The 25586-nt window shown below is 66.4% G+C and carries 18 protein-coding genes and 1 riboswitch; of the genes, 9 read left to right on the top strand and 9 right to left on the bottom strand.

What is annotated here, in order from left to right; translation table 11 throughout:
• Positions 1-32 precede the first annotated feature (32 nt).
• From AC13EK_RS08310 to AC13EK_RS08295, 4 genes are all read left to right on the top strand, one after another.
• Positions 33-659 (top strand): FMN-binding negative transcriptional regulator, encoded by a 627-nt coding sequence (locus tag AC13EK_RS08310; protein WP_483022158.1) that lies wholly within the window; start codon positions 33-35, stop codon positions 657-659.
• Positions 656-2341 carry an amidohydrolase gene (locus tag AC13EK_RS08305; RefSeq protein ID WP_069337981.1) on the top strand — a complete coding sequence of 562 codons (1686 nt, stop codon included), beginning with the start codon at positions 656-658 and terminating at the stop codon, positions 2339-2341. The genes AC13EK_RS08310 and AC13EK_RS08305 overlap by 4 nt, the downstream gene beginning before the upstream one ends.
• A gap of 64 nt (positions 2342-2405) precedes the next feature.
• On the top strand, positions 2406-4649 hold the full coding sequence (locus AC13EK_RS08300; protein WP_069337982.1) for a TonB-dependent receptor: 2244 nt from the start codon (positions 2406-2408) through the stop codon (positions 4647-4649).
• Positions 4650-4732: 83 nt separating this feature from the next.
• Positions 4733-7936, top strand: a complete 3204-nt coding sequence (locus AC13EK_RS08295) for an amidohydrolase family protein (RefSeq protein WP_069337983.1) — start codon at positions 4733-4735, stop codon at positions 7934-7936.
• Between the two features lie 6 nt (positions 7937-7942).
• Here the strand turns inward: AC13EK_RS08295 and AC13EK_RS08290 are convergent, their stop codons facing one another.
• Positions 7943-8839, bottom strand: a complete 897-nt coding sequence (locus AC13EK_RS08290) for a LysR substrate-binding domain-containing protein (protein WP_010339681.1) — start codon at positions 8837-8839, stop codon at positions 7943-7945.
• 329 nt (positions 8840-9168) lie between these two features.
• Here AC13EK_RS08290 and AC13EK_RS08285 point away from each other — a divergent pair, with 329 nt between their 5' ends.
• The 4 genes from AC13EK_RS08285 (at position 9169) to AC13EK_RS08270 (ending at position 15888) form a co-directional block, all read left to right on the top strand.
• Positions 9169-12363 carry an efflux RND transporter permease subunit gene (locus tag AC13EK_RS08285; protein ID WP_048937424.1) on the top strand — a complete coding sequence of 1065 codons (3195 nt, stop codon included), beginning with the start codon at positions 9169-9171 and terminating at the stop codon, positions 12361-12363.
• A complete protein-coding gene (locus AC13EK_RS08280) occupies positions 12356-13561 on the top strand; it encodes an efflux RND transporter periplasmic adaptor subunit (protein WP_069337984.1) in 1206 nt (401 codons plus the stop codon). The genes AC13EK_RS08285 and AC13EK_RS08280 overlap by 8 nt, the downstream gene beginning before the upstream one ends.
• On the top strand, positions 13551-14957 hold the full coding sequence (locus AC13EK_RS08275) for an efflux transporter outer membrane subunit (RefSeq protein WP_069337985.1): 1407 nt from the start codon (positions 13551-13553) through the stop codon (positions 14955-14957). Before AC13EK_RS08280 ends, AC13EK_RS08275 begins: the two co-directional genes overlap by 11 nt.
• Positions 14958-15141: 184 nt before the next feature.
• On the top strand, positions 15142-15888 hold the full coding sequence (locus AC13EK_RS08270; protein ID WP_069337986.1) for an SDR family NAD(P)-dependent oxidoreductase: 747 nt from the start codon (positions 15142-15144) through the stop codon (positions 15886-15888).
• Positions 15889-15979: 91 nt separating this feature from the next.
• On the opposite strand, the gene AC13EK_RS08265 is transcribed toward AC13EK_RS08270, so the two are convergent.
• From AC13EK_RS08265 to AC13EK_RS08230, 8 genes are all read right to left on the bottom strand, one after another.
• Positions 15980-17032, bottom strand: coding sequence for a HoxN/HupN/NixA family nickel/cobalt transporter (locus AC13EK_RS08265; RefSeq protein WP_069337987.1), 1053 nt, complete (start codon positions 17030-17032; stop codon positions 15980-15982).
• Positions 17029-18528: a PepSY domain-containing protein gene (locus AC13EK_RS08260; protein ID WP_069337988.1), complete on the bottom strand. Its 1500-nt coding sequence runs from the start codon at positions 18526-18528 to the stop codon at positions 17029-17031. The genes AC13EK_RS08265 and AC13EK_RS08260 overlap by 4 nt, the downstream gene beginning before the upstream one ends.
• Before the next feature lie 2 nt (positions 18529-18530).
• A complete protein-coding gene (locus tag AC13EK_RS08255; RefSeq protein WP_069337989.1) occupies positions 18531-20519 on the bottom strand; it encodes a TonB-dependent receptor plug domain-containing protein in 1989 nt (662 codons plus the stop codon).
• 190 nt (positions 20520-20709) lie between these two features.
• Positions 20710-20967, bottom strand: a riboswitch (cobalamin riboswitch).
• A gap of 62 nt (positions 20968-21029) precedes the next feature.
• Entirely contained in the window at positions 21030-21875 is an 846-nt protein-coding gene (locus AC13EK_RS08250) for a copper resistance protein B (protein WP_069337990.1), read from the bottom strand.
• Positions 21872-23611, bottom strand: a complete 1740-nt coding sequence (locus tag AC13EK_RS08245; protein ID WP_069337991.1) for a copper resistance system multicopper oxidase — start codon at positions 23609-23611, stop codon at positions 21872-21874. The genes AC13EK_RS08250 and AC13EK_RS08245 overlap by 4 nt, the downstream gene beginning before the upstream one ends.
• Before the next feature lie 6 nt (positions 23612-23617).
• Positions 23618-24193 (bottom strand): RNA polymerase sigma factor, encoded by a 576-nt coding sequence (locus tag AC13EK_RS08240; RefSeq protein WP_069337992.1) that lies wholly within the window; start codon positions 24191-24193, stop codon positions 23618-23620.
• Positions 24190-24624: a periplasmic heavy metal sensor gene (locus AC13EK_RS08235; RefSeq protein ID WP_069337993.1), complete on the bottom strand. Its 435-nt coding sequence runs from the start codon at positions 24622-24624 to the stop codon at positions 24190-24192. Before AC13EK_RS08235 ends, AC13EK_RS08240 begins: the two co-directional genes overlap by 4 nt.
• Before the next feature lie 2 nt (positions 24625-24626).
• Entirely contained in the window at positions 24627-24929 is a 303-nt protein-coding gene (locus AC13EK_RS08230) for a hypothetical protein (protein ID WP_017500954.1), read from the bottom strand.
• Positions 24930-25029: 100 nt separating this feature from the next.
• Between AC13EK_RS08230 and AC13EK_RS08225 the strand changes: the two genes are divergently transcribed.
• The gene (locus AC13EK_RS08225; RefSeq protein ID WP_069337994.1) at positions 25030-25425 is read left to right on the top strand and encodes a copper resistance protein CopC; all 396 of its coding nucleotides are present in this window, start codon (positions 25030-25032) and stop codon (positions 25423-25425) included.
• Positions 25426-25586 lie beyond the last annotated feature (161 nt).

Genomic DNA, 25586 nt, shown 5'->3' with positions numbered 1-25586 from the left:
GGCGGGTCCAATGCCGGCGCAGTGTCATGCATATGAAATATGCGCCCCGTTCCCCGGACGACATCGTCACCCTGATCGGCGACCATCCGCTCTGCTGGATCGTTTCCCATAGCGAGGCCGGCTTCGGCGCGACGCCGCTGCCGCTGCTGGCCGAATGCAACGCGGACGGTGCGCTGGTGTCGCTGCTGGGCCATTTCGCTTTGTCCAACCCGCAGGTCGCACAACTGCGCGCGGCACCCCGCGCCACCGTGCTGGTGAACGGGCCGCAGGGCTATATCTCACCCGAAATGCAGTCGAACCCGACATGGGTGCCGACCTGGAACTATGCGATGGCGGTGCTGACCGTCGATGTCGAGCTTCTGCCGGAAGCCACCCGCGAATCGATCGAGACGCTGACCGACCGGATGGAGGCGCGCCGCGTCGCCCCCTGGCATATCGATAATGCCGGCGCACGGCTGGAACCGATGATGAAGCATATCATCGGCTTTCGCGCCCATGTCCGCGCGATCGACGGCCGATTCAAGCTGGGTCGGGACGAAAGCCGCCAGGGCATCAACGAGATTGTCGGCAGCCTGGCCCCCGGCGGGCTGCGCGACTGGATGCAGATCTACAATGAGGACCGGCTGGACGAAACCAGCCGCGAGGGAGCAGAGCAATGATGTTCAGCCGACGCGAAATGCTGGCCGGGGGCGCAACCGGCCTGGCCGGACTGGCATTGAGCAGCAGCCTGTGGGCGAAGGGACAGGTGCTCGACACCGCCTATGTCAACGCGACGGTCTGGACCGGCGAAGGCATGCCGATGGTGCGATCGGCGATCGGCATCGCCGGCGGACGCATCGCCGCGATCGGCGCGGCGGCGGTCAAGGCGCAGTCGGGCAAGAGCACGCGGGTCATCGATCTGGGCGGCGCCTTCGTCATGCCCGGCTTCACCGACGCCCACACCCATTTCCTCACCGGCTCCTATCTGCTGAGCCAGCCCAATCTGCGCGAGGCGAAGAGCCCGCAGGAATTTGCCCGCATCGTCGGCGAGGCGGCCAAGGCGCTGAAACCCGGCCAATGGTTGCAGGGCGGCAGTTGGGACGCTGAATTGTGGGGCGGCGAATTGCCCGATCGCAGCTGGATGGACCCGGTGACGCCCAATACCCCGGTCGCGGTGCAGCGGCTGGACCTGCACATGCTGGCGCTCAATTCGCTGGCGCTGAAACTGGCCGGGATCGACCGCAACACGCCCGACGTGGCCGGCGGCATGATCGTGCGCGACAAGGATGGCAACCCGACCGGAATCCTGAAGGATGCGGCGATGGACCTGGTCAAGCGCGCCATCCCCGCGCCGACCGACGCCGACAAGGAGGATGCCGCGCGCCAGGGCATCGCCCATGGCCTGTCCAAGGGCGTGGTTCAGGTTCACACCACCGAACTGGACTGGATCACCCATGACACGCTGCGCCGCCTGCGTGCCAAGGGCGAGACCGACATGCGCTTCTATTCCTTCGTGCCGTTGCAGGACTGGGCGAAGCTCAAGGCGCTGATCGATGCCGAAGGACGCGGCGACGACTGGGTGCGCTGGGGCGGGCTGAAGCTGCAATATGACGGGTCGCTGGGGTCGCGCACGGCGATGTTCTATCGCCCCTATGACGACGCGCCCGACAATGTAGGATTTCCGATCCACAAGCGCGCGGATGTTCAGCAATGGACCAATGATGCCGATGCGGCGGGCCTGCAGATCACCATCCACGGGATCGGCGACAAGGCGAATGACGAGGCGCTCGACATCTTTGCCGCCGCTGCCGCGAAGAATGGCAAGCGCGACCGCCGTTTCCGCATCGAACATGCCCAGCATCTGGCCCCGGCCGCGATCCCTCGCTTCGCCCGGCAGCAGGTCATCGCGTCGGTCCAGCCCTATCATGCGATCGACGACGGACGCTGGGCGATCCAGCGCGTCGGCGCCGAGCGGCTGAAGGGCACTTATGCGTTCAAGTCGCTGCTCGACGCCGGGGCGAAGGTCGCCTTCGGATCGGACTGGCCGGTGGCGCCGCTCGATCCGCTGACCGGGGTCGCCGCCGCCGTGCTGCGCCAGACGATCGACGGCGCGAACCCCGGCGGCTGGCTGCCCGAGCAGAAGATCAGCATGCTCCAGGCGCTGCACGCCTATACCGCGACCAACGCCTTTGCCGGTTTCAGCGACGACCGGATGGGCCTGCTGAAGCCCGGCATGCTGGCCGATTTCGCGGTGCTGGACGCCGATCTGTTCGCGATCGATCCGACGAAGATTGGCGCGACCAAGGTGCTGCGCACGATCGTGGGCGGTCGCCAGCGCTTTGGCGAAGGGAGCGACATCTAACAACAGAGCAAGGGAGAAAGCCGGCCGGAACAAGGCCGGTTCTCACATCATAAGGGGAATGACAATGAACAGACTGACGCATCTCAAGACTGTGAGTTTCACCGCCATGGCGGCCGCGACCATCTTGTCCGGCACCGCCCTTGCCCAGGCCCCGGCCGCCAGCGACAGCGAGACGATCATCGTCACCGCCGGCAAGCGCGACGAGGATATCCGCCAGGTCGCCCTGCCGATCAGCGCCGTCACCGGCGAGCAGCTCAAGAAGATGAACGCCAACAGCCTGTCGGACTATATCGTCCGCCTGCCCGGCGTCGTGTTCAACGATTACCAGCCCGGCATTTCCGAAGTCGTGATCCGCGGCGTCGCGGCCACCACCTATCATGAGCAGGGCCAGACCACGGTCGGCTATTATCTCAACGAAGTGCCGGTGGTGGAGCCGGGCTTCCCGATCGGCATCCCCGACGTCGACACGTTCGACCTGCAGCGCGTGGAAGTGCTGCGCGGGCCGCAGGGCACCCTGTTCGGCTCCTCGACGCTGGGCGGCCTCGTCAACTATGTCGCCAATGTCGCCGATCCGTCCAAGGTCGACGCCGCCGCATCGGGCCTGGTCGGCACCACCAAGAATGCCTCGGGCGAACTCAACTATGCCGCCAAGGCGATGATCAACATCCCGCTGGTCGCCGACCAGCTGGCGCTGCGCCTGGTCGCGCTGCAGCGGTCGGACGCGGGCTATCTCGACAATCCCGGCATCGGCGTGAACGGCTCCAACGATTATCGCACCCGCGGCCTGCGCGGATCGATCGTCGCCAATCTGGGCGAGACGACCAAGGTCACCTATCTGTCGAGCTGGCAGGACAGCAAGCTGGACGACCAGACCTATCTCGACCTGCCAAACCCCTATGTCCGCAACCTGCCGCGCGCCGAAACCCAGAAGACGAAATTCTGGATGAACAGCCTGCGGCTGGACCAGGAAGTGAGCAACATCGCCAATCTGACGGTGCTGGGGTCGATCACCAAGAAGACCAACACCACCATCTTCTCCTACCCCTATGCCTATGTGACCGGCGTCACCACCGGCGATGGTGCGGCCTATTCGCTGGGCGAGGCCGATGCGCTCATCAAGACGGTCGAGGCCCGCCTCGCCTCGGCCGGCGACGGTCCGTTCAAATGGCTGGTCGGCGTCAGCTATTTTCAGGCCAAGAAGAACAGCTATGACCAGATCTTCCAGGCAGGGGCGGCCGACTATATCGACGCCAATCCGGACCTTTTCGGCGGCTATTCCGGTGCGCAGCTGACGCCGGGCGACCGCCTCTATGGCTATTTCACCAAGAGCACGAACGAGGATTTCGGCGTGTTCGGCGAACTGTCCTACAAGCCGGTGGAGCAGATCGAGATCACGCTGGGCGGTCGCTATTATGACACCACCGCCAAGGCCGACGTGCTGAACCAGGCCGGCGCGCTGGGCGGCTATGAAGGCGGCTATACGCCGACCGACAGCAGCGGCAGCGTCAACCAGAAGGAAGATGGCTTCCTGCCCAAGGCAACCGTCGCCTGGCGTCCCTCGAAGGATGTCATGGTCTATGCCACCTATTCGCAGGGTTATCGCGTCGGCGGCATCAACCCCAATGCCGGCCTGCTGCCCAGCATTCCGGAGGCCTATGAGAGCGACAAGGTCAAGAATTACGAAATCGGCGTGAAGGCGCAGACGCCCGACGGCCGCTTCGCCATCGACCTGACCGGCTTCCACCGCGACTGGAACAATATCCAGGCGCGTCTCTTCGGCCCGGCGCCCTCCTATTATTCCTATGTCGTCAATGCCGGTGGCGCGCGCGTCAACGGCGTGGAATTTTCCGGCACGGTGAATGTCAACAAGATCGTCCACTTTACCACCAACGTCACCTGGCAGGACGCGGAACTGACCGAATTCCTGCCCTATCCGTTCGATGTCGCCGGGCTGGGCGGCTATGCCAAGGGCACGACGCTGCCGGGTTCGTCCAAATGGTCGATCGCCAATAATCTGACGCTGAGCTTCGCCGACGTGACCGGCGCGCCCAGCTTCGACATCGCGCATCGCTACCTGTCGTCGGCGCCGACCAGCTTCGACGATGTCTCGCGCCGTGGCGATTTCAACGTGTTCGACCTGCGCGCCTCGGTCAGCCTGGGCGAGAAGGTCCGGCTGATGGCCTTCGCCAACAATGTGTTCGACAAATATGGCGTGCTGAACGCCCCGTTCGCGAACGATGCGGCGACACCGCAGGGCTCGATCATCCGGCCGCGCACCATCGGCCTGCGCGCCGACTGGAGCCTCTAACAGCCTTGAAGAACGGGGCCGCATCCGCAAGGTTGCGGCCCCGTTCCCTATCTGCCTTCCTAGCTTCTGACCGAAAGGCCGCAATGCGTTCTCTTGCCTCCCTGCTGCTGGGTGCGTCCCTGCTTTGTGCCCATCCCGCGCTGGCGCAGGACAGCAAGGGGCTGAGCCTGACGCCCACCCGGACGCTGCGCTATGACGCGCATGAGGCGACCTGGATGCAGCCGGACATGTCGCCCGATGGCCGGACGATCCTGTTCGACCTGCTGGGCGACATCTATGCGCTGGACGCAGGCGGGGGCGCGGCGCGGCCGCTGCTGACCGGCATGGCGTTCGAGCGCAACCCGGTCTTCTCGCCCGACGGAAAGCAGTTTGCCTTCCTTTCCGACCGGTCGGGCGTCACCAATCTCTGGATCGCCAATGCCGATGGCACCGGCCTAAAACAGCTGTCGCAGGACCAGTCGCTCGCCATCTATTCCTCGCCGGCCTGGTCGCCCGATGGCCGCTCTGTCTATGTCTCGCGCACGGTCCATTCGATCCTGGCGTTCGAGCTGTTCATGTATGACCGCGACGGCGGCAGTGGCATCCAGATCACCAAGGCAGGATCGCCCGACAATTGGGACGCGAAGATGAACGCCATGGGCGCGGTCGCGACGCCCGATGGCCGATATCTCTATTATGCGACCAAGCGCGGCCATACATGGACCGAGAATGACCTGCCCAACTGGTCGATCGCGCGCCGCGACCTCAAGAACGGGCAGGACGAGACGATCATCCAGTCGGCCGGCGGCGCGATGCGCCCGGCGCTGTCGCATGACGGCAAGCTGCTCGCCTATGCCAGCCGGCAGGGCCAGAAGGACGGCCTCAGGCTCCGCAATCTGAAGACCGGCGAGGACAGATGGATCGCCTTCCCGATTGATCGGGACGGCCAGGATGGCGGCTATTATGCCGACCTGCTGCCGCGCTTCAGCTTCCTGCCGGGCGACAAGGCGATGCTGATGAGCGTCGGCGGCGGGATCAGGCGGCTCGACATCGCATCGGGCAAGATCAGCGACATCCCCTTCACCGCGCCGGTGCAACTGGGCCTGGGCCCGCTGACTCGTGTGCGGCAGACGGAAGAGACCGGCCCGGTTCGCGTCCGCGTGGTGCAGGCGCCGCGCCAGTCGCCCGATGGCGGCAGCGTTGCCTTCACCGCTTTGGGCGGGCTGTATGTCCAGAAGCTGACAGCGAACATGACACCCAGACGCATTGTCGCGGCCGATGCCTTCCAGCCGAGCTGGTCGCTCGATGGCAAGAGCATCGCCTATGTCAGCTGGACCGCCAAGGAGGGCGGCCATGTCTGGACGATCCCGGCTACGGGCGGCACGCCGCGCCGGCTGACGCAGGTCCCGGCCTACTACAGCCAGCCCGTCTTCACTCCCGACGGCAAGGGCGTGGTGGCGCTGCGCGCGAACCAGTATGACCGGCTGCGCACCGCGTCGGAGATCGATCCCGCGCGCCCAACCGACATCATTCACATGCCCGCCGGCGGCGGCGCGACGCGGCTGATCACCCACGCCATGGGCGCGCGCCAGCCGCAGTTCGGCAGCGAAAGTGACACCCTCTATTTCTATGGCGCGGGCGGCCTGTCCTCGGTGCCGCTGGCGGGGGGCGATCCGCAGCCGCTGTTGCGCGTGCTGGCCCATGGGCTGGGCCAATATTTCCCCGGCCCGGCGCCGGTCGAGGATGTGCGGATCAGCCCGGACGGCAGCCGCGCGCTCATCAAGTCGTTCAGCCAGGCCTATCTGGTCGATATCCCGCCGGCCAATGGCGGCGAGCCGGCGACCGTCAATCTCGACACGCCGGCGGTGGCGCGACGCAAGCTGACACGGGTCGGCGCCGACTTCATCGACTGGGCCGACAAGGGCGCGACCGTCACCTGGTCGGTCGGATCGACCTTCCGCCGCTTGCCGACCGCACAGGCGCTGTCCGCTGCGCCGGGCACGGCCGAGACGGCAGCGCAGAGCTTCGCCCTGCCGGTCGAACTGCCGCGCGATGTGCCCCGCGGCAGCGTCGTGCTGCGCGGCGCGACCGTCATGCCGATGACGGGCGGGCAGGATGTGATCCGCAATGCCGACATCGTCATCACCGACAATCGCATCGTCGCGGTCGGCGCCAGCGGATCGGTCGCCGTGCCACAGGGCGCGACGATCCGCGATGTCGGCGGCAAATATATCGTCCCCGGCTTCGTCGACACCCATGCCCATTGGTTCGAGATACGGCGCGGCATCCAGGAACGCGGCCATTGGGACTTTGCCGCAAACCTCGCCTTCGGCGTGACCTCCGCGCTTGACCCGCAGCCCTTCACCACCGACATCTTCGCCTATCAGGACATGATCGATGCCGGCATGATGCGGGGGCCGCGCGCCTGGTCGACCGGGCCGGGCGTGTTCGTGAACGCGGAAATCCACAGCAAGCAGGATGCGGTCGATGTCCTCACCCGCTATCGCGACCATTATCGCACCCGGAACATCAAGAGCTACATGATCGGCGACCGGGCCCAGCGCCAATATATGGTCGAGGCAGCGGCCGAGCTAGGCATGATGCCCACGACCGAGGGTGCGAGCGACATGGTGCTGAATCTGACCCACGCGATCGATGGCTTTTCCGGCAATGAGCACAGCATCCCGGTGTCGCCGCTGCGCGAGGACATCGTCCGCCTGTTCGCGCAGAGCCGCACCAGCTACACGCCGACCATCCTGGTCGCCTATGGCACCACCCCGGCGCTGTTCGACTTCATCATCAACAAGCGGCCGCAGGACGACGCGAAATGGACCCATTTCGTGCCGGCCGGCATCGTCAGCGACAAGCTGCGCAACCGCCACTGGATGCCGCCCGAGGCGCAGAGCTGGCAGCAGATCGCGGCCGACGCGGTGAAGATCCAGCGCGCCGGCGGCCTCGTCGGCCTTGGCAGCCATGGCGAGATTCAGGGGCTGGGCTATCAGTGGGAGTTGCAGGCCTTTGCCGCTGGCGGGGCGACGCCGATGGAGGCGCTGAAGGCCGCGACGATCGGGTCGGCCGAGGTGATCGGCCATAGCGATGATGTCGGCAGCCTGGCGCCGGGCAAGTTTGCCGACCTGCTGATCCTGGACGCCGATCCGCTGGCCGACATCGCCAATGCGCAGAAGATTGGCGCAGTGATGAAGAATGGCCGGCTTTACGATCCCGCCACGCTGGACGAGATCTGGCCGACGCCTGCCAAATTGGCCGAAGCCTGGTTCGCGCAGGATGGTGCCACCCCGACGCCCTGAGCCAAGTCAGCGCGCCGGGCTGTCCTCCAGCACGGTCGCGCGGAACGCCTCGGCCGGGGGCGACAGGGTGCGATGGTGGATCATCCATAGCGAACTGGTCACCGGCGAGGTGAAGCGGCGGTTGACGACATTGTCGACATGCAGCCGCGCCATCGATCGCGCGATCACGGTCGGGCCGAACCCGGCGGAGACGAGGCCCAGCAAGGTCGCCAGGCTGCGCGCCTCATGCGCGATCCGCGGCACGAACCCCGCCGCCTCACACTGGGCGAAGAAATGCTCGGTAAAGCCCGCACCATTGGGCGCACCATAGAGGACCAGCGGCTCGCCGGCGAGATCGGTGATGCTGGGATCTTCTTTGCGCAATGCCAGCGGATGATCGTCGCGCAGCGCCAGCAACATATCCTCGGTCAACAGGCAGTGCGACACCATGTCCTCGGGCAGCACCGGCGGCAGGAAGTCGCGCACCAGGCCGATGTCGAGTTGATGGTTGCGCACATTCTCGATCTGCTCGTCCCGCCCCTGTTCGCGCAGGATCAGTTCGACCTGCGGATAGGTCTGGCGAAAGCGATAGAGGGCGCTGGCGATCTGCGGCACGAACGGGCCGGAGGCGGTGAAGCCCAGCCCCAGATGGCCGATCTCGCCACGCTGCGCCCGGCGCGCGGTCTGGCTGGCGCGATCCGCCTGCACCAATGTCGCCCGCGCCTCCGGCTCGAACAGCCGCCCCGCTTCGGTCAGGCGAACACGGCGGCTGGTGCGGTCGAACAGGCGCACGCCCAGTTCCTCCTCCAGCGCCCTGATCTGCTGGCTGAGCGGCGGTTGCGATATGCCCAGGCGCAGCGCGGCCCGGCCGAAATGCATTTCCTCGGCAACAGTCAGGAAATAGCGGAGATGGCGGAGATCCATTGATCCATTCGTTAGAAATATCGATTATGCCATATTATATATTAGACGCAGAATGTCCAAGGGCGCATGGCCCATCGCGGATGTGGCGGTGGTCCTCATCGTCCCATGGCATTGTGCGCGGATTCGCCCCCGATCCCGCTGCGCGTGCCATATTGCGGCCGACCAGCGGATTGCCGTCACATTCATGAATGCCGTTCATAGGCTCATGCCGCCATGCCGCTCTGGCAACCCGGCTGCAGAACCCGTAAAATAAGGGCATTCCTTCTGGAGAGGCGCCAAATTTTCGCACCCCGGCATCGTTCCGCCGGGAGATGCGCCGGGAGTCGTGAATGATCGGTATCGTCAAGGTTGCCCTGCATCGCCCGCTGACCTTCATTGTCATGGCGATCCTGATCGCGATCGTGGGCATCCTGTCCGCCGCGCGCACCCCGGTCGACATGTTCCCCAATATCCGCATCCCGGTGATCGCGGTCGCCTTCCAATATGCCGGCCTGTCGCCCGAGGACATGTCGGGCCGCATCGTCGGCCCCTATGAGCGCGTGCTGACCACCACAGTCAACGATATCGAACATATCGAAAGCCAGTCGCTGCAGGGCATTGGCGTCATCAAGATCTATTTCCAGCCCGGCGCCGACATCCGCACCGCCACTGCGCAGGTGACGTCGATCTCGCAAACCGTGCTGCGCCAGATGCCGCCGGGCGTCACCCCGCCGCTGATCCTGAACTACAGCGCATCGACGGTGCCGATCCTGCAGCTCGCTTTGTCGGGCAAGGGCCTGTCGGAACAGCAATTGTTCGACCTTGGCCAGAACCAGATCCGGCCGCAGCTGGTGACCATCCCCGGCCTCGCCATGCCCTTCCCCTCGGGCGGCAAGCAGCGCCAGGTGCAGATCGATCTCAATCCGCTGGCGCTCCAGTCCAAGGGGCTGTCGGCGCAGGATGTCGGCAACGCCATCGCCGCGCAGAACCAGATCAACCCGGCCGGCTTCGTCAAGATCGGCGCGACCCAATATAGCGTCCGCCTGAACAATGCGCCGGAATCGATCGCCGCGCTCAACGACCTGCCGGTCAAGGTGGTGAACGGCGCGACCATCTACATGCGCGACGTCGCCTATGTCCGCGACGGCGCCGGTCCGCAGCAGAATATCGTCCATGTGGAAGGCAGCCGTTCCGCGCTGCTGACCGTGCTGAAAAACGGCAGCACCTCCACCCTCGCCATCGTCGACGGGGTGAAGCAGGCGCTGCCGAAGATTTCGGCTACCCTGCCCGACACGCTCAAGATCCTGCCGATCGGCGACCAGTCGCTGTTCGTGAAGGCGGCGGTCGAGGGCGTCATCCATGAAGGCGCGATCGCCGCCGCCCTCACCTCGCTGATGATCCTGCTGTTCCTGGGCAGCTGGCGCTCGACCGTCATCATCGCGCTGTCGATCCCGCTCGCCATTCTGGCGGCGATCGCGGCACTGGCGATGTTCGGCCAGACCCTCAACGTCATGACGCTGGGCGGCCTCGCCCTGGCGGTCGGCATCCTGGTCGACGACGCGACCGTGACGATCGAGAATATCAACTGGCACCTGGAACAGGGCAAGGGCGTGATCGAGGCGATCCTGGACGGCGCGGCACAGATCGTTACGCCGGCCTTCGTCTCGCTGCTCTGCATCTGCATCGTGTTCGTGCCGATGTTCTTCCTGCCCGGCGTTGCCGGCTTCCTGTTCGTGCCGATGGCGCTATCGGTGGTGTTCGCGATGATCGCGTCGTTCATCCTGTCGCGCACGCTGGTGCCGACCATGGCGATGTATCTGCTGAAACCGCACCATGTCGGTGACGAGGACGAGCATCTGGCCGGCACGGCGACGTCGAGGAACCCGTTCGTCCGTTTCCAGCGCGGCTTCGAATATCGGTTCGAGAAGGTCCGCACCTCCTATGTCGGGATGCTTCACCGCGCGCTGGGCGCCCGCAAGCCCTTCCTGATCGGCTTCATGGCCGTCGTGGTGCTGTCCTTCGGCCTGTTGCCGTTCCTGGGCAGCAACTTCTTCCCCTCGGTCGATTCCGGCCAGATCGCCATGCATATCCGCGTGCCGGTCGGCGCCCGGATCGAGGATACGGCCGCCCGCTTCGACCAGATCGGACGCGAAGTGCGCAAGATCATCCCGGCCGACCAGCTGGGATCGATCACCGACAATATCGGTCTGCCGGTCAGCTCCATCAACACCGTCTACAACAACAGCGGCACCATCGGTCCGCAGGACGGCGACATGCTGATCGCGCTCAACAAGGGCCATCGTCCGACCGACGAGTTCGTCTCGCAGCTGCGCCGTGAACTGCCGCGCCGCTTCCCCGGCACGACCTTCGCCTTCCTGCCCGCCGACATCACCAGCCAGATCCTGAACTTTGGCGCGCCCGCGCCGATCGACATCCAGATCGCGGGCAAGGATGCGGAGGCGAACCGCGCCTATGCGCAGAAGCTGCTGGCGAAGATCACCACCATACCGGGCCTGGCCGACGCCCGCATCCAGCAGCCCGGCCGGGCGCCGCAGCTGGACGTCGATGTCGATCGCTCCCGCGTCGGCCAATATGGCCTGACCGAACGGGACGTGACCACCAGCCTTGCCAGCTCGCTGGCCGGCACCTCGCAGACCGCGCCGGTCTTCTTCGTGAACCCGCAGAATGGCGTCCAATATCCGGTCGTCGCGCAGGCACCCGAATATCTGGTCGGGTCGATGAGCGACCTGTCCAACGTGCCGGTGTCGGGTGCCGGTGCCAGCGCGGTGCAGCCGCTGGGCGGCCTTGCCACCATCGTCCGCTCCAACACCGTGCCGGTCGTGTCGCACTATAATATCGCGCCGGTGCTCGACATCTTCGCCACCACGCAGGGCCGTGACCTGGGCGCGGTGGCGGGCGATATCGATCGGGCGATCAAGTCGCTGAAGGCGGAGGAGCCCAAGGGCGCCACCATCACCATTCGCGGCCAATATGCGACGATGAACACCGCCTTCTCGGGCCTTGGCTTCGGCCTCGCCGGCGCGATCGTGCTCATCTACCTGCTGATCGTCGTCAACTTCCAGAGCTGGGTCGATCCGTTCGTCATCATCACCGCCCTGCCCGCGGCGCTGGCCGGCATCATCTGGATGCTGTTCATGACCGGCACCACCCTGTCGGTACCGGCGCTGACCGGCGCGATCATGTGCATGGGCGTGGCGACCGCCAACTCGATCCTGGTCGTCAGCTTCGCCCGCGAACGGCTCGCCGAACTGGGCGACGCGACCAAGGCCGCGCTGGAAGCCGGCATGGTCCGCTTCCGCCCGGTGCTGATGACCGCGCTCGCCATGATCATCGGCATGGGTCCGATGGCTCTCGGCCTGGGCGAAGGCGGCGAACAAAATGCCCCGCTGGGCCGCGCCGTCGTCGGCGGCCTGATCTGCGCCACCATCGCCACCCTCTTCTTCGTCCCCACCGTCTTCGCCTTCGTCCACGGCCGCAAGGCTGCGAAGGCCAACAACATGGAAATGCAGCCGAGCCATGTCTGACCATAACAGCATCGAAAATCCCGAGCAGGCCGGCCCCGACAGCGGCACGCTGAAGAAGATCGGCATCGGCGCGGCCGTGGTCGCGCTCGCCGTGGTCGGCGTGGGCGTCGCCTCGCGCATCAGCGCCACCAACGAACTGCGCGAAACCGCCGCCGACGCATCGGTGCCGACCGTCGCGGTCGTGAAGCCGACGGTGAATGGCGAGGGCAACGACCTGGTCCTGCCCGGCAATGTGCAGGCCTATAACAGCGCCGCCATCTATGCCCGCACCAATGGCTATGTCCGCCGCTGGCTGGCCGATATCGGCGACCGGGTGCGCGCGGGCCAGCCGCTTGCCGTGCTCGACGCGCCCGATCTCGACCAGCAGGTCGCCGCCGCGCTGGCCGATTATCAGACCGCGCTGGCCAACCAGCGCCTCGCCGAAACCACATCGAAGCGGTGGAGCGCGATGCTGGCGCAGGACGCCGTCTCGCGTCAGGAGGCCGACGAGAAGGCCGGCGATCTCGCCGCCCGCACCGCCGTCTCCAACGCGGCGCTCGCCAACGTCAAGCGGCTGAAGGCCCAGCAGGGCTTCACCCGCCTCGCCGCCCCGTTCGACGGCGTCGTCACCAGCCGTTCGGCCCAGATCGGCGCGCTGGTGGTGTCCGGCAATGCCGCCGCCCAGCCTTTGTTCACCGTGTCCGACATCCATCGCATGCGCATCTATGTCCGCGTGCCGCAGGGCTATTCGGCTTCGGTCCGGCCGGGCATGGGCGCCACGCTGACCCTGCCCGAATATCCCGGCCGCAGCTTCAACGCGACCCTGACCAGCAGTTCGGGCGCGGTCGATGCGCAGTCCGGCGCGGTACTGGTCCAGCTGCAGGCGGAAAATCCAGATGGCGCATTGAAGCCCGGCGCCTTCGCGCAGGTCAGCTTCAAGGTCGGCGCCGGCCAGGGCAATGGCATGACCCTGCCGGGCAGCGCGATCCTCTACAGCAATAATGGCCCCAGCGTCGCCGTGGTGGGCGCAGACAATCGCGTCACCATGAAGTCGGTCGCCATTTCGCGCGACGAGGGCGCCACTGTGCAGATCGCCAGCGGTCTCAGCCCCAATGACCGGATCGTCGACACCCCGCCCGATGCGATCCGCACCGGCGACACGGTGAAGGTGCAAGCGTCGGCGCCCGCCGGCGGAAAGGGCGCGACGCATGCGCGCTGACCGCCGGATCGGCGGCGCGGGCGTGACATTGGCGGCGGCCTTGCTGGCCGGCTGCTCGATGGCGCCGGCCTATCAGCCGCCCCAGACCAGCGCCCCCGCCGCCTACAAGGAAGTGGCGGGCTGGACCGCCGCCCAGCCGGCCGACGCTACGCCGCGCGGCAATTGGTGGGAGGCGTTCAACGATCCCGTCCTCAATGACCTGGAAACCCGCGCCGAGCAGGCCAGCCCGACTTTGGCTGCTGCGCTGGCCCGCTATGACCAGGCGCGCGCCGCCGCGCGGGTGGAAAATGCCGACCTGTTCCCGCAGATCAGTGCCGGCGCCGATGCCGGCCGTCGCCGCGTGTCGGGCAATCGTTTCCAGGGCAATGGCAGCGCCGTCACCTATAATGACTATGTGGTGGGCGGCAGCCTCGACTATGAACTCGACCTGTGGGGCCGCATCCGCAACAGTGTGAAGGCGGCGCGGGCCGATGCCGACGCCAGCAATGCCGATCTCGCCTCCGCCCGGCTCAGCCTGCAGGCCGCCGTCGCCGATGCCTATGCGCGGCTGCGCGGGCTGGATGCGCAGGCGGAACTGCTGCACCAGACGGTCGAAGCCTTCGGCAAGGCCTATGACCTGACCGACCGGCGCCACAAGGGCGGCGTGTCGTCGGGCATCGACGTCAATCGCGCCAAGACGGTGCTGGACAATGCGAAGGCGGACATCTCCTCCATCGCCAATGAACGCGCCGCGACCGAGCATGAGATCGCCGCGCTGGTCGGCGCGATCGCGTCGGACTTCAGCATCGCCGCGCGCACCCAGCCGCTCGCCGCGCCGGACGTGCCGACCGGCGCGCCCTCGCAACTGCTGGAGCGCCGACCCGACATCGCGGCGGCCGAACGGCGCATGTTCGCCGCCAATGCGCGCATCGGCGTTGCCAAGGCCGCCTTCTTCCCGACGCTGACGCTGGGCCTGACCGGCGGGTGGGAAACCACCCATGGCGACCTGTTCTCCACGCCCAACAGCTTCTGGGGCCTGGGCCCGGCATCGGCGCTGCTCAACCTGTTCGACGGCGGCAAGCGCCGCGCACAGGTGAAGATGTCACGCGCGCAATATGAGGAACTGGCCGCCGGCTATCGCGACACGGTGCTGACCGCCTTCCGCCAGGTCGAGGATGCGGTTGCCGCCAATCATCACCTGTCCGACCAGATTGGCCATCAGCGCAGCGCCGCCGACGCCGCGCAGCGCACCAGCGATCTGGCGCTCACCCGCTATCGCGACGGCGCGTCGGACTATCTGGAGGTGGTGACGGCCCAGACCGATGCACTGGACGCCCAGCGCGCGGTGCTGATCGCCCAGACCCAGCGGATGCGCGCCAGCGTCGCACTGGTAAAGGCGCTGGGCGGGGCAGCCTGATCTCGCTAAGAGACTGTTTTAGAAAGCCGGTTCCAGCCCACTTCCCCGCCCAACCACCCGATCCAGTGTCATCCTGTCGGGTGGTTGGGCGGGGGAGCGGGCTGGAACCGTAACGAAAAATCGCTCTTTCGCGATTTTTCAAACAGGCTCTAAGGCGACCGCCAACAGCGGATAGGAGACCGACATGACCAAGACCGTCCTCATCACCGGCGCCACCGCCGGCATCGGCGAAGCCACCGTCCGCGCCTTTGCCGCCGATGGCTGGCAGGTGATCGGCACCGGCCGCCGCGCCGATCGGCTGGAAAAGCTGGCCGCCGAAATCGGTGACGCCTTCTGCCCGCTGATATTCGACATGCGCGACGAAGCCGCGATCGATGCGGCGCTGGCGTCCCTGCCCGAAGCTTTCCGTGCGATCGACATGCTGGTCAACAATGCCGGCCTGGCGCTCGGCACCGCGCCGGCCCAGTCGGCCGACCTCGCCCAGTGGCAGCAGATGATCGAGACCAACATCACCGGTCTCGTCACCGTCACCCACAAGCTGTTGCCCGGCCTGGTCGCGCGCAAAGGCGGGATCATCAATCTGAGCTCGGTGGCGGCGACCTATCCCTACACCGGCGGCAATGTCTATGGCGGCACCAAGGCGTTCGTGCGCCAATTCTCGCTCGGCCTGCGGTCGGACCTGCACGGCACCGGCGTGCGCGTCACATCGATCGAGCCGGGGATGGTGGAGACCGAATTCACGCTGGTCCGCACCGGCAGCCAGCAGGCGTCCGACACCCTTTACGGCAATGCCAATCCGATGACGGCGGACGACATCGCCGCCACCCTGCTCTGGGTCGCGAACCAGCCCGCGCATCTCAACATCAACACGCTGGAACTGATGCCGGTGAGCCAGTCCTTCGCCGGCTTCCAGGTCGCGCGCGAAGGCTGAGCCGGACCACTGCTCCTCCCCCGTTCGTTGCGAGCTTGTCGAGAAACGCTGCACATAGGCTTCTCGACAGGCTCGAAGCGAACGGCATAGGTTAGGCGCGTACCTCGCCCGCCGGGGTCAGTTCGATCGCGTCATAGCCCTTCCAGCGATAGAAGAGCGCGCTGGCGATCCAGCAGGCGATGAACAGGCCGATGATCGCAAAGCCCAGATCATTGAAATGCTCGCCCAGCGTGGCGGCAATATCCCAGATGCCGCCGGAGAGCCCCAGCTTGTCACCGAGCAGCGCCAGCGTCTCGATCGTGCCGATGCCGATCGCCACCGCTGCCGACAAGGCGGTGATGACGATGTTGTAGTAGAGCTTGCGCAGCGGCTTCACGAACGCCCATTGATAGGCGCCCATCATCAGCATGCCGTCGACCGTATCGACCAGCGCCATGCCCGCCGCGAACATTAGGGGCAGCACCAGCACCGGGCCGAGCGCGAAGCCGTCGCTCGCCTGCGCGGCGGACAGGCCCAGGATCGCGACTTCGGTCGCGGTGTCGAAGCCCAGGCCAAAGAGGAAGCCGAGCGGCGCCATCTGCCAGGGGCGCGAGATCAGGCGGAAGACCGGGCGGAACAGGCGCGACAGCGGCCCGCGCCCGCCGGTCAGCATGTCGAGATCCGCCTCGACATAGGTGCCGCCCGCCTGCACCCGGCGGAAGGTCGCCCAGACCTGGCGCAGGATCACGAGGTTCATGATCGCGATGGCGAACAGGAAGGTGGCGGAGATCAGCGTCGCCACAACGCCCCCGGCCGCACGGAACCGCTCCAGCCCGGCCAGCGCACTGACCGCATAGGCGAGGCCCAGCGCGGCGATCAGCACGATCGCGCTATGGCCGATCGCGAACCAAAGGCCCACGGTCAGCGGCCGTTGCCCATCCTGCATCAGCTTGCGCGTCACATTGTCGATCGCGGCAATATGATCGGCATCGACCGCATGGCGCAGGCCAAGGCCCCAGGCGAGCAGGGCCGTGCCCATCATCACCGGTCGGTCGCCGAACAGGGCGAAGGCCCAGCCCCAGACGGCCAGATTGGCAAGGACGAGCGCCGCGATCAGCGGCACGCTGCGTCGCCGAAGCGACGCCTGCAAAGGGGTGGCGGTCATGCGGTTTCTCCGATCAGGGGCCGCACGGCGCGGGCGCGCCGCCGGCGATTGCGGACGCGGCGCAGGTCGCGCCGCAGCTTGGAAAGGCCCATCCATGTCCCCGTCCCGCAGACGAGCGTGACCATGGCGAGCAGCGGCAGGACGACCAGATCCCACCAGGGACGGGTGCGCAGCAGCGGGAAGTCGAGCCGGTGCAGCCCGTCCTGCAGCCAGCGGAAGGCGCGGCCGTTGCGGTCGAAGGCGCGGATCAGGCGGCCCGATGCCGGATCGACATAGAGGCGTGTCGCCTGCTCATCGGCCAGGATGACACGCCACACCGGCAGGGCGACGCTGGCCTTGTGACCATAATAATAAGCGTCTTCCTGCCGCAGCAGGACGATCGAGCCAATCGCCGGACCGTCATGGAGCGCCGCGCGCAAGCCCGCTTCCGACAAAGTGGCAGGCCGGCCAGCAGCGTCGAAACGCTGCGCCTTGCCAGCCCGATCGATCGCCACCAGATGGACGGCACCAGCAAAGGGCACTGCTTCCAGCCGAACGATACCCGTCGGCAAGGCAGGCAGCGCCGCGATCGCTCGGCGCGCATCGCCCCAGGCGAAGTCGCCGTTCAGCCGCTGGCGCTGCGTCATCATCGCCTCGCTGTCCAGCAGCCCCCAGGGGTTCATCGACAGCAGCCCGCTCGCTACCCAGGTCAGCGTCACTATGCCGAAGAACAGCCCGGCCATATGATGCCACCACCACAGGCCCCGATAGGGCGATCCGATGCTGCCGTCGCGGCGCCGGCGCAACCGGGCGATGCCGACCCACAGGCCGGTGATCGTCAGGAAGCAGCCGATCAGCGAGGTCCAGATGACGACCTGGCTCCACAGCGCGCCATCCTGTCGCAGGATCGTGGGATAGAGCCAGTGCGGCACCGCGCCGAGCCAGCCCCAGAAGCGCTGGAAGCGGGTGGTCAGCTGCACCACCTCCCCGCTCCTGCCCGAGACATAGGCCTGCGTCCCGGCCGCATCGGCATAATCGACGCGGTAGAGCGGCGCATTACGGCGGAAGGTCTGGACCGTCCACTGGTCCATCTCCGTCTGCGCGATCCGCTCTGGCGGGCCCGCAATGGCGCTGTTGCGGCCGAATTCGCGCGCGATCCTGTGGATATTTTGCGGATCGACCTGCTCGACCGGTTTCCCCGACGCCCAGTCATGGGTGCCGGCGGAGACCCGCATCTGCGGGATGGTGCGCGTCGGATCGAGCGCGGGGGTGACCCGCAGCACAGGCCGCCCCGCCATCATCTCGATCCGGGCGGCGGACAGCATCATGGCGTCGGGCAACATCCCTGCCTGCCCGGCCGACAGCTTGAGGGGCGTGAGCCCCCCAAGCTGCGCGGCCGGTGTCAGGCGCGGATAGTCGACATAGAGCATCACGAAGCCGGACAGGCACCACAGCGTCATGACCGCGCCGATGATGATGCCCAGCCAGCGATGCAGCAGCAGGACCGGCCGCAACATGGTCAGAAGCTCAGGCCATAGCTGACCCGCAGCGTGCGCGGCACGCCCCGGTAGAAGTAGAGGAAGCGGCTGTTGCTGCCATCCAATACCCCTGCGTCACTGACCGCCGAGCGATAGCCGGTGGAGGCATAGTCGCGGTCGAACAGATTCTCGACATTGACGCCGAACCGGTTGCGCCGCGCCTGGTCCAGCCACAGATGCGCACCCGCATCGACCACGGCATAATTGCCATAGTTCATCCGGCCAAAGCCCGATGCGGTCGACCAGACATCGCCCACCCAATTGGCCGACAGATTGGCGCCGAAGCGGCTGGCTTCCGGCGCATAGACGATCGCGGCGCGGCCATATTGTTCCGGATTGCGATCGCGCTGCACCGAACTGCCCTGATTGCGGACGCGCGACCAGGTGTAGCTGGCCGACAGGCCCCAGCCACCGGTCAGGTCCGCATTCAGCTCCAGCTCGGCGCCTTCGGCCCGCACCTTGTCGCGAACGTTGATATAGGTGCCGTCGGGAAAGGCCGGATCATCATAGGTCGTGTCGATCAGATCGGTGATGCGCCGGTTGAAATAGGTCGCTTTCCAGCGGATCGCTCCGCCGGCCAGCGCGCCGCCCAGCGCGGCGTTGAGGTTCAGGCTCTCCTCGGGCTTCAGGTTCGGGTTGCCGACCTCGCAACAGGGATCATTGCCATAAAGCTGCGAGGCGTCGGGCAGCACGAAGGAGGTGCCGCCATTGGCCTCCACGAACAGCGCGTCGCTGACATCATAGCGACCCGAGACGTTCCAGATCGTCTTTTCCGATCCCTTCGCCTTGTTGTAGCGCAGGCCCGCCGCGATCCGCCCCTTGCTCGACAATTCGTCATTGGTGCGCAACTGGAAGATGCCGGCATGGACCTGTTCATCGGTCGGCGCGATCAGCAGGACGTCGTCGCGGCCGTTGAAGCTCTGGAAATCATAGCCGATCAGCGTGTCGATGCCGCGCAGCATGTTGAGCTGCACCACCGCGCTGCCGCCATAATCCTGATAGCCCCAGAAGGTGCCGGCCGGGTAGATGACCTGCGGCGGGCCCGCGGGCACGGGGTTGCGGATCTGGACATAGGCAGTCTTCCAGTCGTGGAAATAGCCCTTGAGGAAGAATTGCACGCCATCCTCGCCGGTATAGTCGAGCCGCAGGCTGGCCACTTCCTCGTTGCGGTCGTTGCGGCTCTGTTTGGTCCGGGTCGCGCTGATATTGTCGAGATCGGCCTTGGTATGCTGGTAGAGCGCGTTGAGGCGCAGGTCCGGCGCGATATCATATTGATATTTGATGCCCGCCGACCAGAGGTCATAGCCGCGCGCGCGATCGGTGGCGCTGGGCTGCATCACGTCATAAGGGCGATAGCCGTCCGACTGGCTGCGATTGGCCCAGACCACGAAGCGATGCTGGCCGATCGCGCCGCGAACATAGCCATCCAGGCTAGTGCCGGCAAAGCTGTCGAGGCTGGCATTGACTTGGCCGCCCAGATCATCGCTGAAGTCGCGGGTGACGACATTGATGACACCGGCCGCCGCCTGGGTGCCGTAGAACAGGCTTTCGCCGCCTTTCAGCACCTCGATCCGCTCGATCATGCTGGCGGCCATAGTGTCGTTGGGCGAGGTGCCGCCATAGAGGCGGTTGTTGAGGCGGATGCCGTCCATCGTCCACAGCACATCCTTGGTGCGCGAACCCTGCAGCGCAATGTCGACATAGCTGAACGGCCCGGACTGCGACCGGATGAACAGGCCCGGCACCGCTTCCAGAGCGCGGGCGGTGTCGATCGCGGCGGCATCGCGGATCTGCGTGTCGGTGACGATCTCGATGGCATGGCCATAGCGCGACAGTTGCTGCGGCAGCGTCTCTTCCAGGCTGGTGCCGGTGACGACGATGCTGTCGCCCTCCGCCTCATCGGCCAGAGCCGGCGAGGCAAAGGCAAGCGAAAGGGCCAGGGCGGCCCGCGAAACGATAATGGACTTCATTTATTCCCCCATCCGGCGCCGCGTTCGACGGGCGGGGGCAACCTTCACGAGCGGCACGCGCGCGAACGTCCGACACACGCGCCGGCCGGGCGCCCAAGGGCAACCGACGCGCGTCGTCGCAGCGGCCCCAGCCGCTCGTTCGTCGCTCAGACGGAAGTTACCGTGCCGCGGCCATCCCCTGGACCAAGGCAAGAGCGACCAGACGCCGGCAGGTCTCCTGGCTCACGGGTCATCGCTTGATGCACGGCCTTCCCAGGCCTCGCAGGATTTAGCGTCCGGCCCAGTGGCTGGCGGATCGGTCATTCTGCCGTCCGCACATATGCATCGCGCTCACCGCTTACAGTTGCAGGGACAGCTGCGGATTTGGACGACACCCTGCATGAGAGGGCCATCCGCACCGCATTCCCTATTAAGCCCCTTTCGGGACACCGGCGCGATCATGATCCCATGCCGTGCGGCGCAGGATCGGCGGGATCGATAATCGAATATCAGGCGGGCTGCAAGCCGGTCTCAAAACCAGGCGCGCAGGCCGATGACCAGGCTGGTGGCGGATGGCTTATCGCCGGCGGCACGGGCATAATCGGCCGTGTCGCCCAGCTTGCGCTCCCAATTGACGCCGACATAGGGCGCGAATTCGCGAGCGATCTCGTAGCGCAGCCGCAGCCCCAGCTCGATATCGGACGGGCCGGCGCCGATCCCCAGTTCGGGCACATGTTGCGCCGCCAGATTGAACTCGGCGGCGGGCTGCAGGATCAGCCGCTGGATGATGCGCTGGTCATAGCTCGCCTCCAGCCGCAGATGGGCGTCGCCCCTGGTCGACAGAAAGGCTTCGGCCCCGACCTCGAACCAATAGGGCGCCAGGCCATCGATGCCGATCACCGCATAGCTGCGCTCCGGCCCTTCGCCGAAATCCTGCCGCACGCCCGCCTGCAGGTTGAACCAGGGGTCGATCGCCCGGCTGTAGAGCGCCTGAACCTCGGCCCGTTCGAGCGATCCGCCGAACGTCCCCTCGCCTTCGCTCTTGACCGCGAAGCGGTTGATGTCGCCGCCGATCCAGCCCTCGCCTTCCCAAGCATAGCCATCCGCGCCCTTGCCGGCGCGATATTCCAGCCGATCGAGCATCCATTGCGAATAGGTCATGCCGCCCCCTTCCGCGATCATCGCCGCGCGGGCGCGGGCCATGGCAGCGCGGTCATAGAGCGCGTCGGCGGCATGATCGGTCGGCACCGGCGGGGCCGTGCCCTGTGGGATCGCAGCATCGGTGGTGGGCATACTGTGGCCCATCGCGCCATGGTCCATGGTCTGGGCCTGCACCGGCGCAGCGGCGGCGAGCAGCAGGAGCGCGATCAGCTTCATGCTGCATCCTCCCCATGGCGCACCGTCACGACCCGCATCATCCCGGCATGCATGTGCATCAGCATATGGCAGTGGAAGGCCCAGTCGCCCAGCGCATCGGCGGTGAAGTCGAAACTGACCTTGCCGCCCGGCAGCACATTCACCGTATGCTTGCGCGGATTATGCGCAGCCGCGCCGGTCACCAGTTCGAAGAAATGACCATGCAGATGGATGGGATGCGGCATCATCGTGTCGTTGATCAGGGTCACGCGCACCCGTTCCATATGACGGAAGGCGATCGGCTCGGCCCCTTCCGACAGCTTCACCCCATCGAACGACCACATATAGCGTTCCATGTTCGCGGTCAGATGGATGTCGAGCGACCGGGTCGGCGTGCGCAGGTCCGTGTTCGGCGTCAGCGACCGCAGATCGGCATAGGTCAGCACCCGATGGTCGACATCCTCCAGCCCCGTCGGCCGGTCAACGGTGCGATCGGCCGGCATCGGCGACAGGGTGGCGACGCCCGGCCCCATTTTCACGCCCGGCGCGACCGACTTGTCGCGCATCTTCATGCTATGCCCCGTCATGGCGTCATTGGCCGGCTGGCTGAGGTCGATCACGCCGCCATGGCCCATGTCCATGCCGCCCATGTCCATGCCCATGTCCTTCATGCCCAGCAGCGGCCGGGCGCGCCGATCGGGCACCGGCGCGACCATGCCGATCTGCGGCGCCAGCGTGGCGCGGACCAGGCCCGACCGGTCGATCGCCTCTGCAATCAGCGCATAGGGCTTCGCCTCGCCGGGCTGGACGATCACATCATAGGTTTCGGCAATGCCGATCTGTAACTCGTCGGTCTCGACCGGCTGGACATCCTGCCCGTCGCACTGGACCACGGTCATCGACAGGCCGGGCAGGCGAACATTGAAATTGGTCATCGCCGACGCGTTGATGATGCGCAGCCGCACCCGCTCGCCCGGCGCGAACAGGCCGGTCCAGTTCTCGGCCGTGCCCATGCCGTTCACCAGATAGCTGTAGGTCGCGCCGGTAACGTCGGAAATATCGGTCGGGTCCATGCGCATCGCGCCCCAGTCGATCCGGTCCTTGAGGCCCTGATCCTTCCCCGCCAGCAGCCCCGCCAGCGTCTGGCGCTGCATGTTGTAATAGCCGCCCATCTGCTTGAGCCGTTGCAGCAGCCTGTGCGGATGGACCGGGCTCCAGTCGGCGAGCAGGATCACATGCTCCCGGTCATAGGCCACCGGATCGGGGCCGGCGGGATCGATGATGATCGGCCCATAAAGGCCCATCGCCTCCTGCATGCCCGAATGGCTATGATACCAGTAGGTGCCCGCCTGCCGCACCGGAAAGCGATAAATGAAGGTTTCACCGGGCATGATGCCGGGAAAGCTGATGCCCGGCACGCCATCCATCTGGAAGGGCAGGATCAGCCCGTGCCAGTGGATCGAGCTATCCTCCTTCAACCGGTTGGTGACGGCGATGTTGACACTCTGACCCTCGCGCAGGCGGATGAGCGGCGCGGGCGTGCCGCCATTGACGCTGATCCCATGCGCCGATCTGCCGCCGGTCGCAAAATGCCCGTCGCCAATGCCGAGCGCGATCGTCTCGCCCGACAGCGCGCCCTGGGCAACGCCATGTGTGCCGGTGGCGGCCCAGCCGGGCAAGGCCTGTGCCAGCGCCAGCGCGGCGCCGCCCCGGATCAGGCTGCGGCGGTCGAGAGGGAGGGAGGGCAGATCGATCATGCCCCTCTATACGCGCGCCGCGTCGCTTTCCCTCAACATCTCCTGCAATTGCTTGCGGGCGCGATAGAGGCGGGTTTCCACCGCCTTTTCGGTGACGCCCAATATCTGCGCGACCTCGGCCTGGCTCATGCCCTCGATCCCCCGTAGCAAAACCACCTCGCGCAGCGCCACCGGCAGCGCCGCTACCGCCGCCTCGATCCGGGCGACGCCGGCGCGGGACTGGGCCGCCTGTTCGGGATCGGGCGCCACGTCGGCGACATGGGCCGCATCCTCGATCGGCCGGGCGAAGCTGAAGAAGCGACGGACGGCACGGCGGCGCGCCCAGTCATGGCATTTGTTGATCGTGATCCGCGCGATCCAGCCGCGAAAGGGCCGGCGTCCATCATAGCGAGCGAGCGAGGCAAAGGCGGCGACGAAGCTTTCCTGCACGATGTCCATTGCCGCGTCGGCATCGCCGACATGGCCGCGCGCCAGCCGATAGATGGCATCGCGGTGCCGCCGCATCAGCGCGCCATAGGCCGCCTGCCGCCCGGCCAGCGCCTGCGCCGCCAGCGTGGCATCATCGGGATCGTCGGCTATCACCCGACGGGCTGGGTCAGCGCCTTGACCACCGCCGCGTCGAACAGCGCGGCCTGATCGGGGCGCAGCACGCCGCGCATCGCGAAGATGTGCTTCAATGTTTCCTTCTGCAATTCGCCCATTGCCTGGTGCGACCGGTCGACCGCCTGGGCGACGCGCGGGCCATAGCCATGTTCAGCGGCGATCGCGGCGGCCAACCGCTGATTGTCGGCGCGCATTTCCGCATCGAGCGCGGCCTTGCGCCGGGCGAAGGCGGCTTCCAGATCAGCGATGCGCTGCTTCTGGCCGGCATCCAGCGTCAGCCGATCATGGAGCAGGGCATGCACCTCATTCTCCACCGGCGGCGCGGGTGCGAGCCAGGTGCGTGCGACCAGCACGGCGGCCAGCGCCGCGGCAAAGGCGACCAGCGCCACCAGCCAATAGCGTTTGCCCATGCCTATCGCTCCAGCAGGCGCGAGGGCGCATAGTCGGACATGCCGATCAGCAGCGGGCCGGGCGCCGCCTGCGCCGGCTGCGCGGGCACGCTACTGCCGATCCAGCCGATGCCGATCGCCATCACGCCGGCCAGCATCAGGCTGCGCCGCGCGACGCTGCGTTCGCGGCGGCGGTCCAGCCCCTGCATCACCGCAGCCTCCAGCCCGTCGAAGCGCGCCGCCGCCGGCGCGTCGCGCAGCCCGGCCAGCATGTCATCCAGATCGTCCATCGTCCCGTCCTTCATGTCCTGCCTGACGATACGCATCCGGCCGGCCCATCCCTCGAATAAAATAACTTAGGCCGTGAGGGATGCGACAGGACAATGCGTATTCCCCTGCAAGACGCGCATTTTTTCGGAGACATCCATGCCCCGCCCGCCCCTGTTCAAAAAATCCCTGATCGCCGCAGCCTTTGCCCTCACCGCCCTGCCCGGCGCTGCCTTCGCCAGGCCGCAGCTCGTTGCCGCCAGTCCCGCCGCCAATGCCAGCGTCGCCAAGCCGACCCGGCTGACCCTGGGCTTTTCCGAGGCGCTGCAGGCCGATCATAGCAGCATCACGCTCACCATGACCGGCATGCCGGGCATGGCCGATCATCCGCCGATGCCGATCAAGGGCTTCACCACTGCCGCGGCCGCCGACGGCAAGGGCCTGGTCATCACCCTGCCCCGCGCCCTGCCGACCGGCAGCTATGATCTCCAATGGACGGTGATGGGCAATGACCATCAGCCGGTCAGCGGCACATATAGTTTCAAGGTGCGCTGAAGGGGGACAATTACCCGGCTCAAGTTAGCGTCCGCGCTCGTGGTGTAATTTCCGGTGTAGATTGAGGTGATCGCATGGGGTTGGGCATGCCCAACCCCATGCGATTTCGAACTCGGTGGCCACCGGGCTCATCGGTAAGGTGGAGTTACCACACGTCACAC

The organism is Sphingobium sp. L-44 (genome assembly GCF_056859495.1).
Note: the sequence above shows the minus strand (reverse complement) of the source record. Positions and strands in the feature narration are given on the sequence as shown.

Excerpts from the sequence above, each read along its gene's own strand:
- AC13EK_RS08230 (WP_017500954.1), bottom strand. The coding sequence starts at position 24,929 with ATGCGTATCGTCAGGCAGGACATGAAGGACGGGACGATGGACGATCTG.
- AC13EK_RS08310 (WP_483022158.1), top strand. The coding sequence starts at position 33 with ATGAAATATGCGCCCCGTTCCCCGGACGACATCGTCACCCTGATCGGC.
- AC13EK_RS08265 (WP_069337987.1), bottom strand. The coding sequence starts at position 17,032 with ATGACCGCCACCCCTTTGCAGGCGTCGCTTCGGCGACGCAGCGTGCCG.
- AC13EK_RS08300 (WP_069337982.1), top strand. The coding sequence starts at position 2,406 with ATGAACAGACTGACGCATCTCAAGACTGTGAGTTTCACCGCCATGGCG.
- AC13EK_RS08225 (WP_069337994.1), top strand. The coding sequence starts at position 25,030 with ATGCCCCGCCCGCCCCTGTTCAAAAAATCCCTGATCGCCGCAGCCTTT.
- AC13EK_RS08285 (WP_048937424.1), top strand. The coding sequence starts at position 9,169 with ATGATCGGTATCGTCAAGGTTGCCCTGCATCGCCCGCTGACCTTCATT.
- AC13EK_RS08245 (WP_069337991.1), bottom strand. The coding sequence starts at position 23,611 with ATGATCGATCTGCCCTCCCTCCCTCTCGACCGCCGCAGCCTGATCCGG.
- AC13EK_RS08295 (WP_069337983.1), top strand. The coding sequence starts at position 4,733 with ATGCGTTCTCTTGCCTCCCTGCTGCTGGGTGCGTCCCTGCTTTGTGCC.
- AC13EK_RS08255 (WP_069337989.1), bottom strand. The coding sequence starts at position 20,519 with ATGAAGTCCATTATCGTTTCGCGGGCCGCCCTGGCCCTTTCGCTTGCC.
- AC13EK_RS08270 (WP_069337986.1), top strand. The coding sequence starts at position 15,142 with ATGACCAAGACCGTCCTCATCACCGGCGCCACCGCCGGCATCGGCGAA.
- AC13EK_RS08235 (WP_069337993.1), bottom strand. The coding sequence starts at position 24,624 with ATGGGCAAACGCTATTGGCTGGTGGCGCTGGTCGCCTTTGCCGCGGCG.
- AC13EK_RS08275 (WP_069337985.1), top strand. The coding sequence starts at position 13,551 with ATGCGCGCTGACCGCCGGATCGGCGGCGCGGGCGTGACATTGGCGGCG.
- AC13EK_RS08305 (WP_069337981.1), top strand. The coding sequence starts at position 656 with ATGATGTTCAGCCGACGCGAAATGCTGGCCGGGGGCGCAACCGGCCTG.
- AC13EK_RS08280 (WP_069337984.1), top strand. The coding sequence starts at position 12,356 with ATGTCTGACCATAACAGCATCGAAAATCCCGAGCAGGCCGGCCCCGAC.
- AC13EK_RS08260 (WP_069337988.1), bottom strand. The coding sequence starts at position 18,528 with ATGTTGCGGCCGGTCCTGCTGCTGCATCGCTGGCTGGGCATCATCATC.
- AC13EK_RS08290 (WP_010339681.1), bottom strand. The coding sequence starts at position 8,839 with ATGGATCTCCGCCATCTCCGCTATTTCCTGACTGTTGCCGAGGAAATG.
- AC13EK_RS08250 (WP_069337990.1), bottom strand. The coding sequence starts at position 21,875 with ATGAAGCTGATCGCGCTCCTGCTGCTCGCCGCCGCTGCGCCGGTGCAG.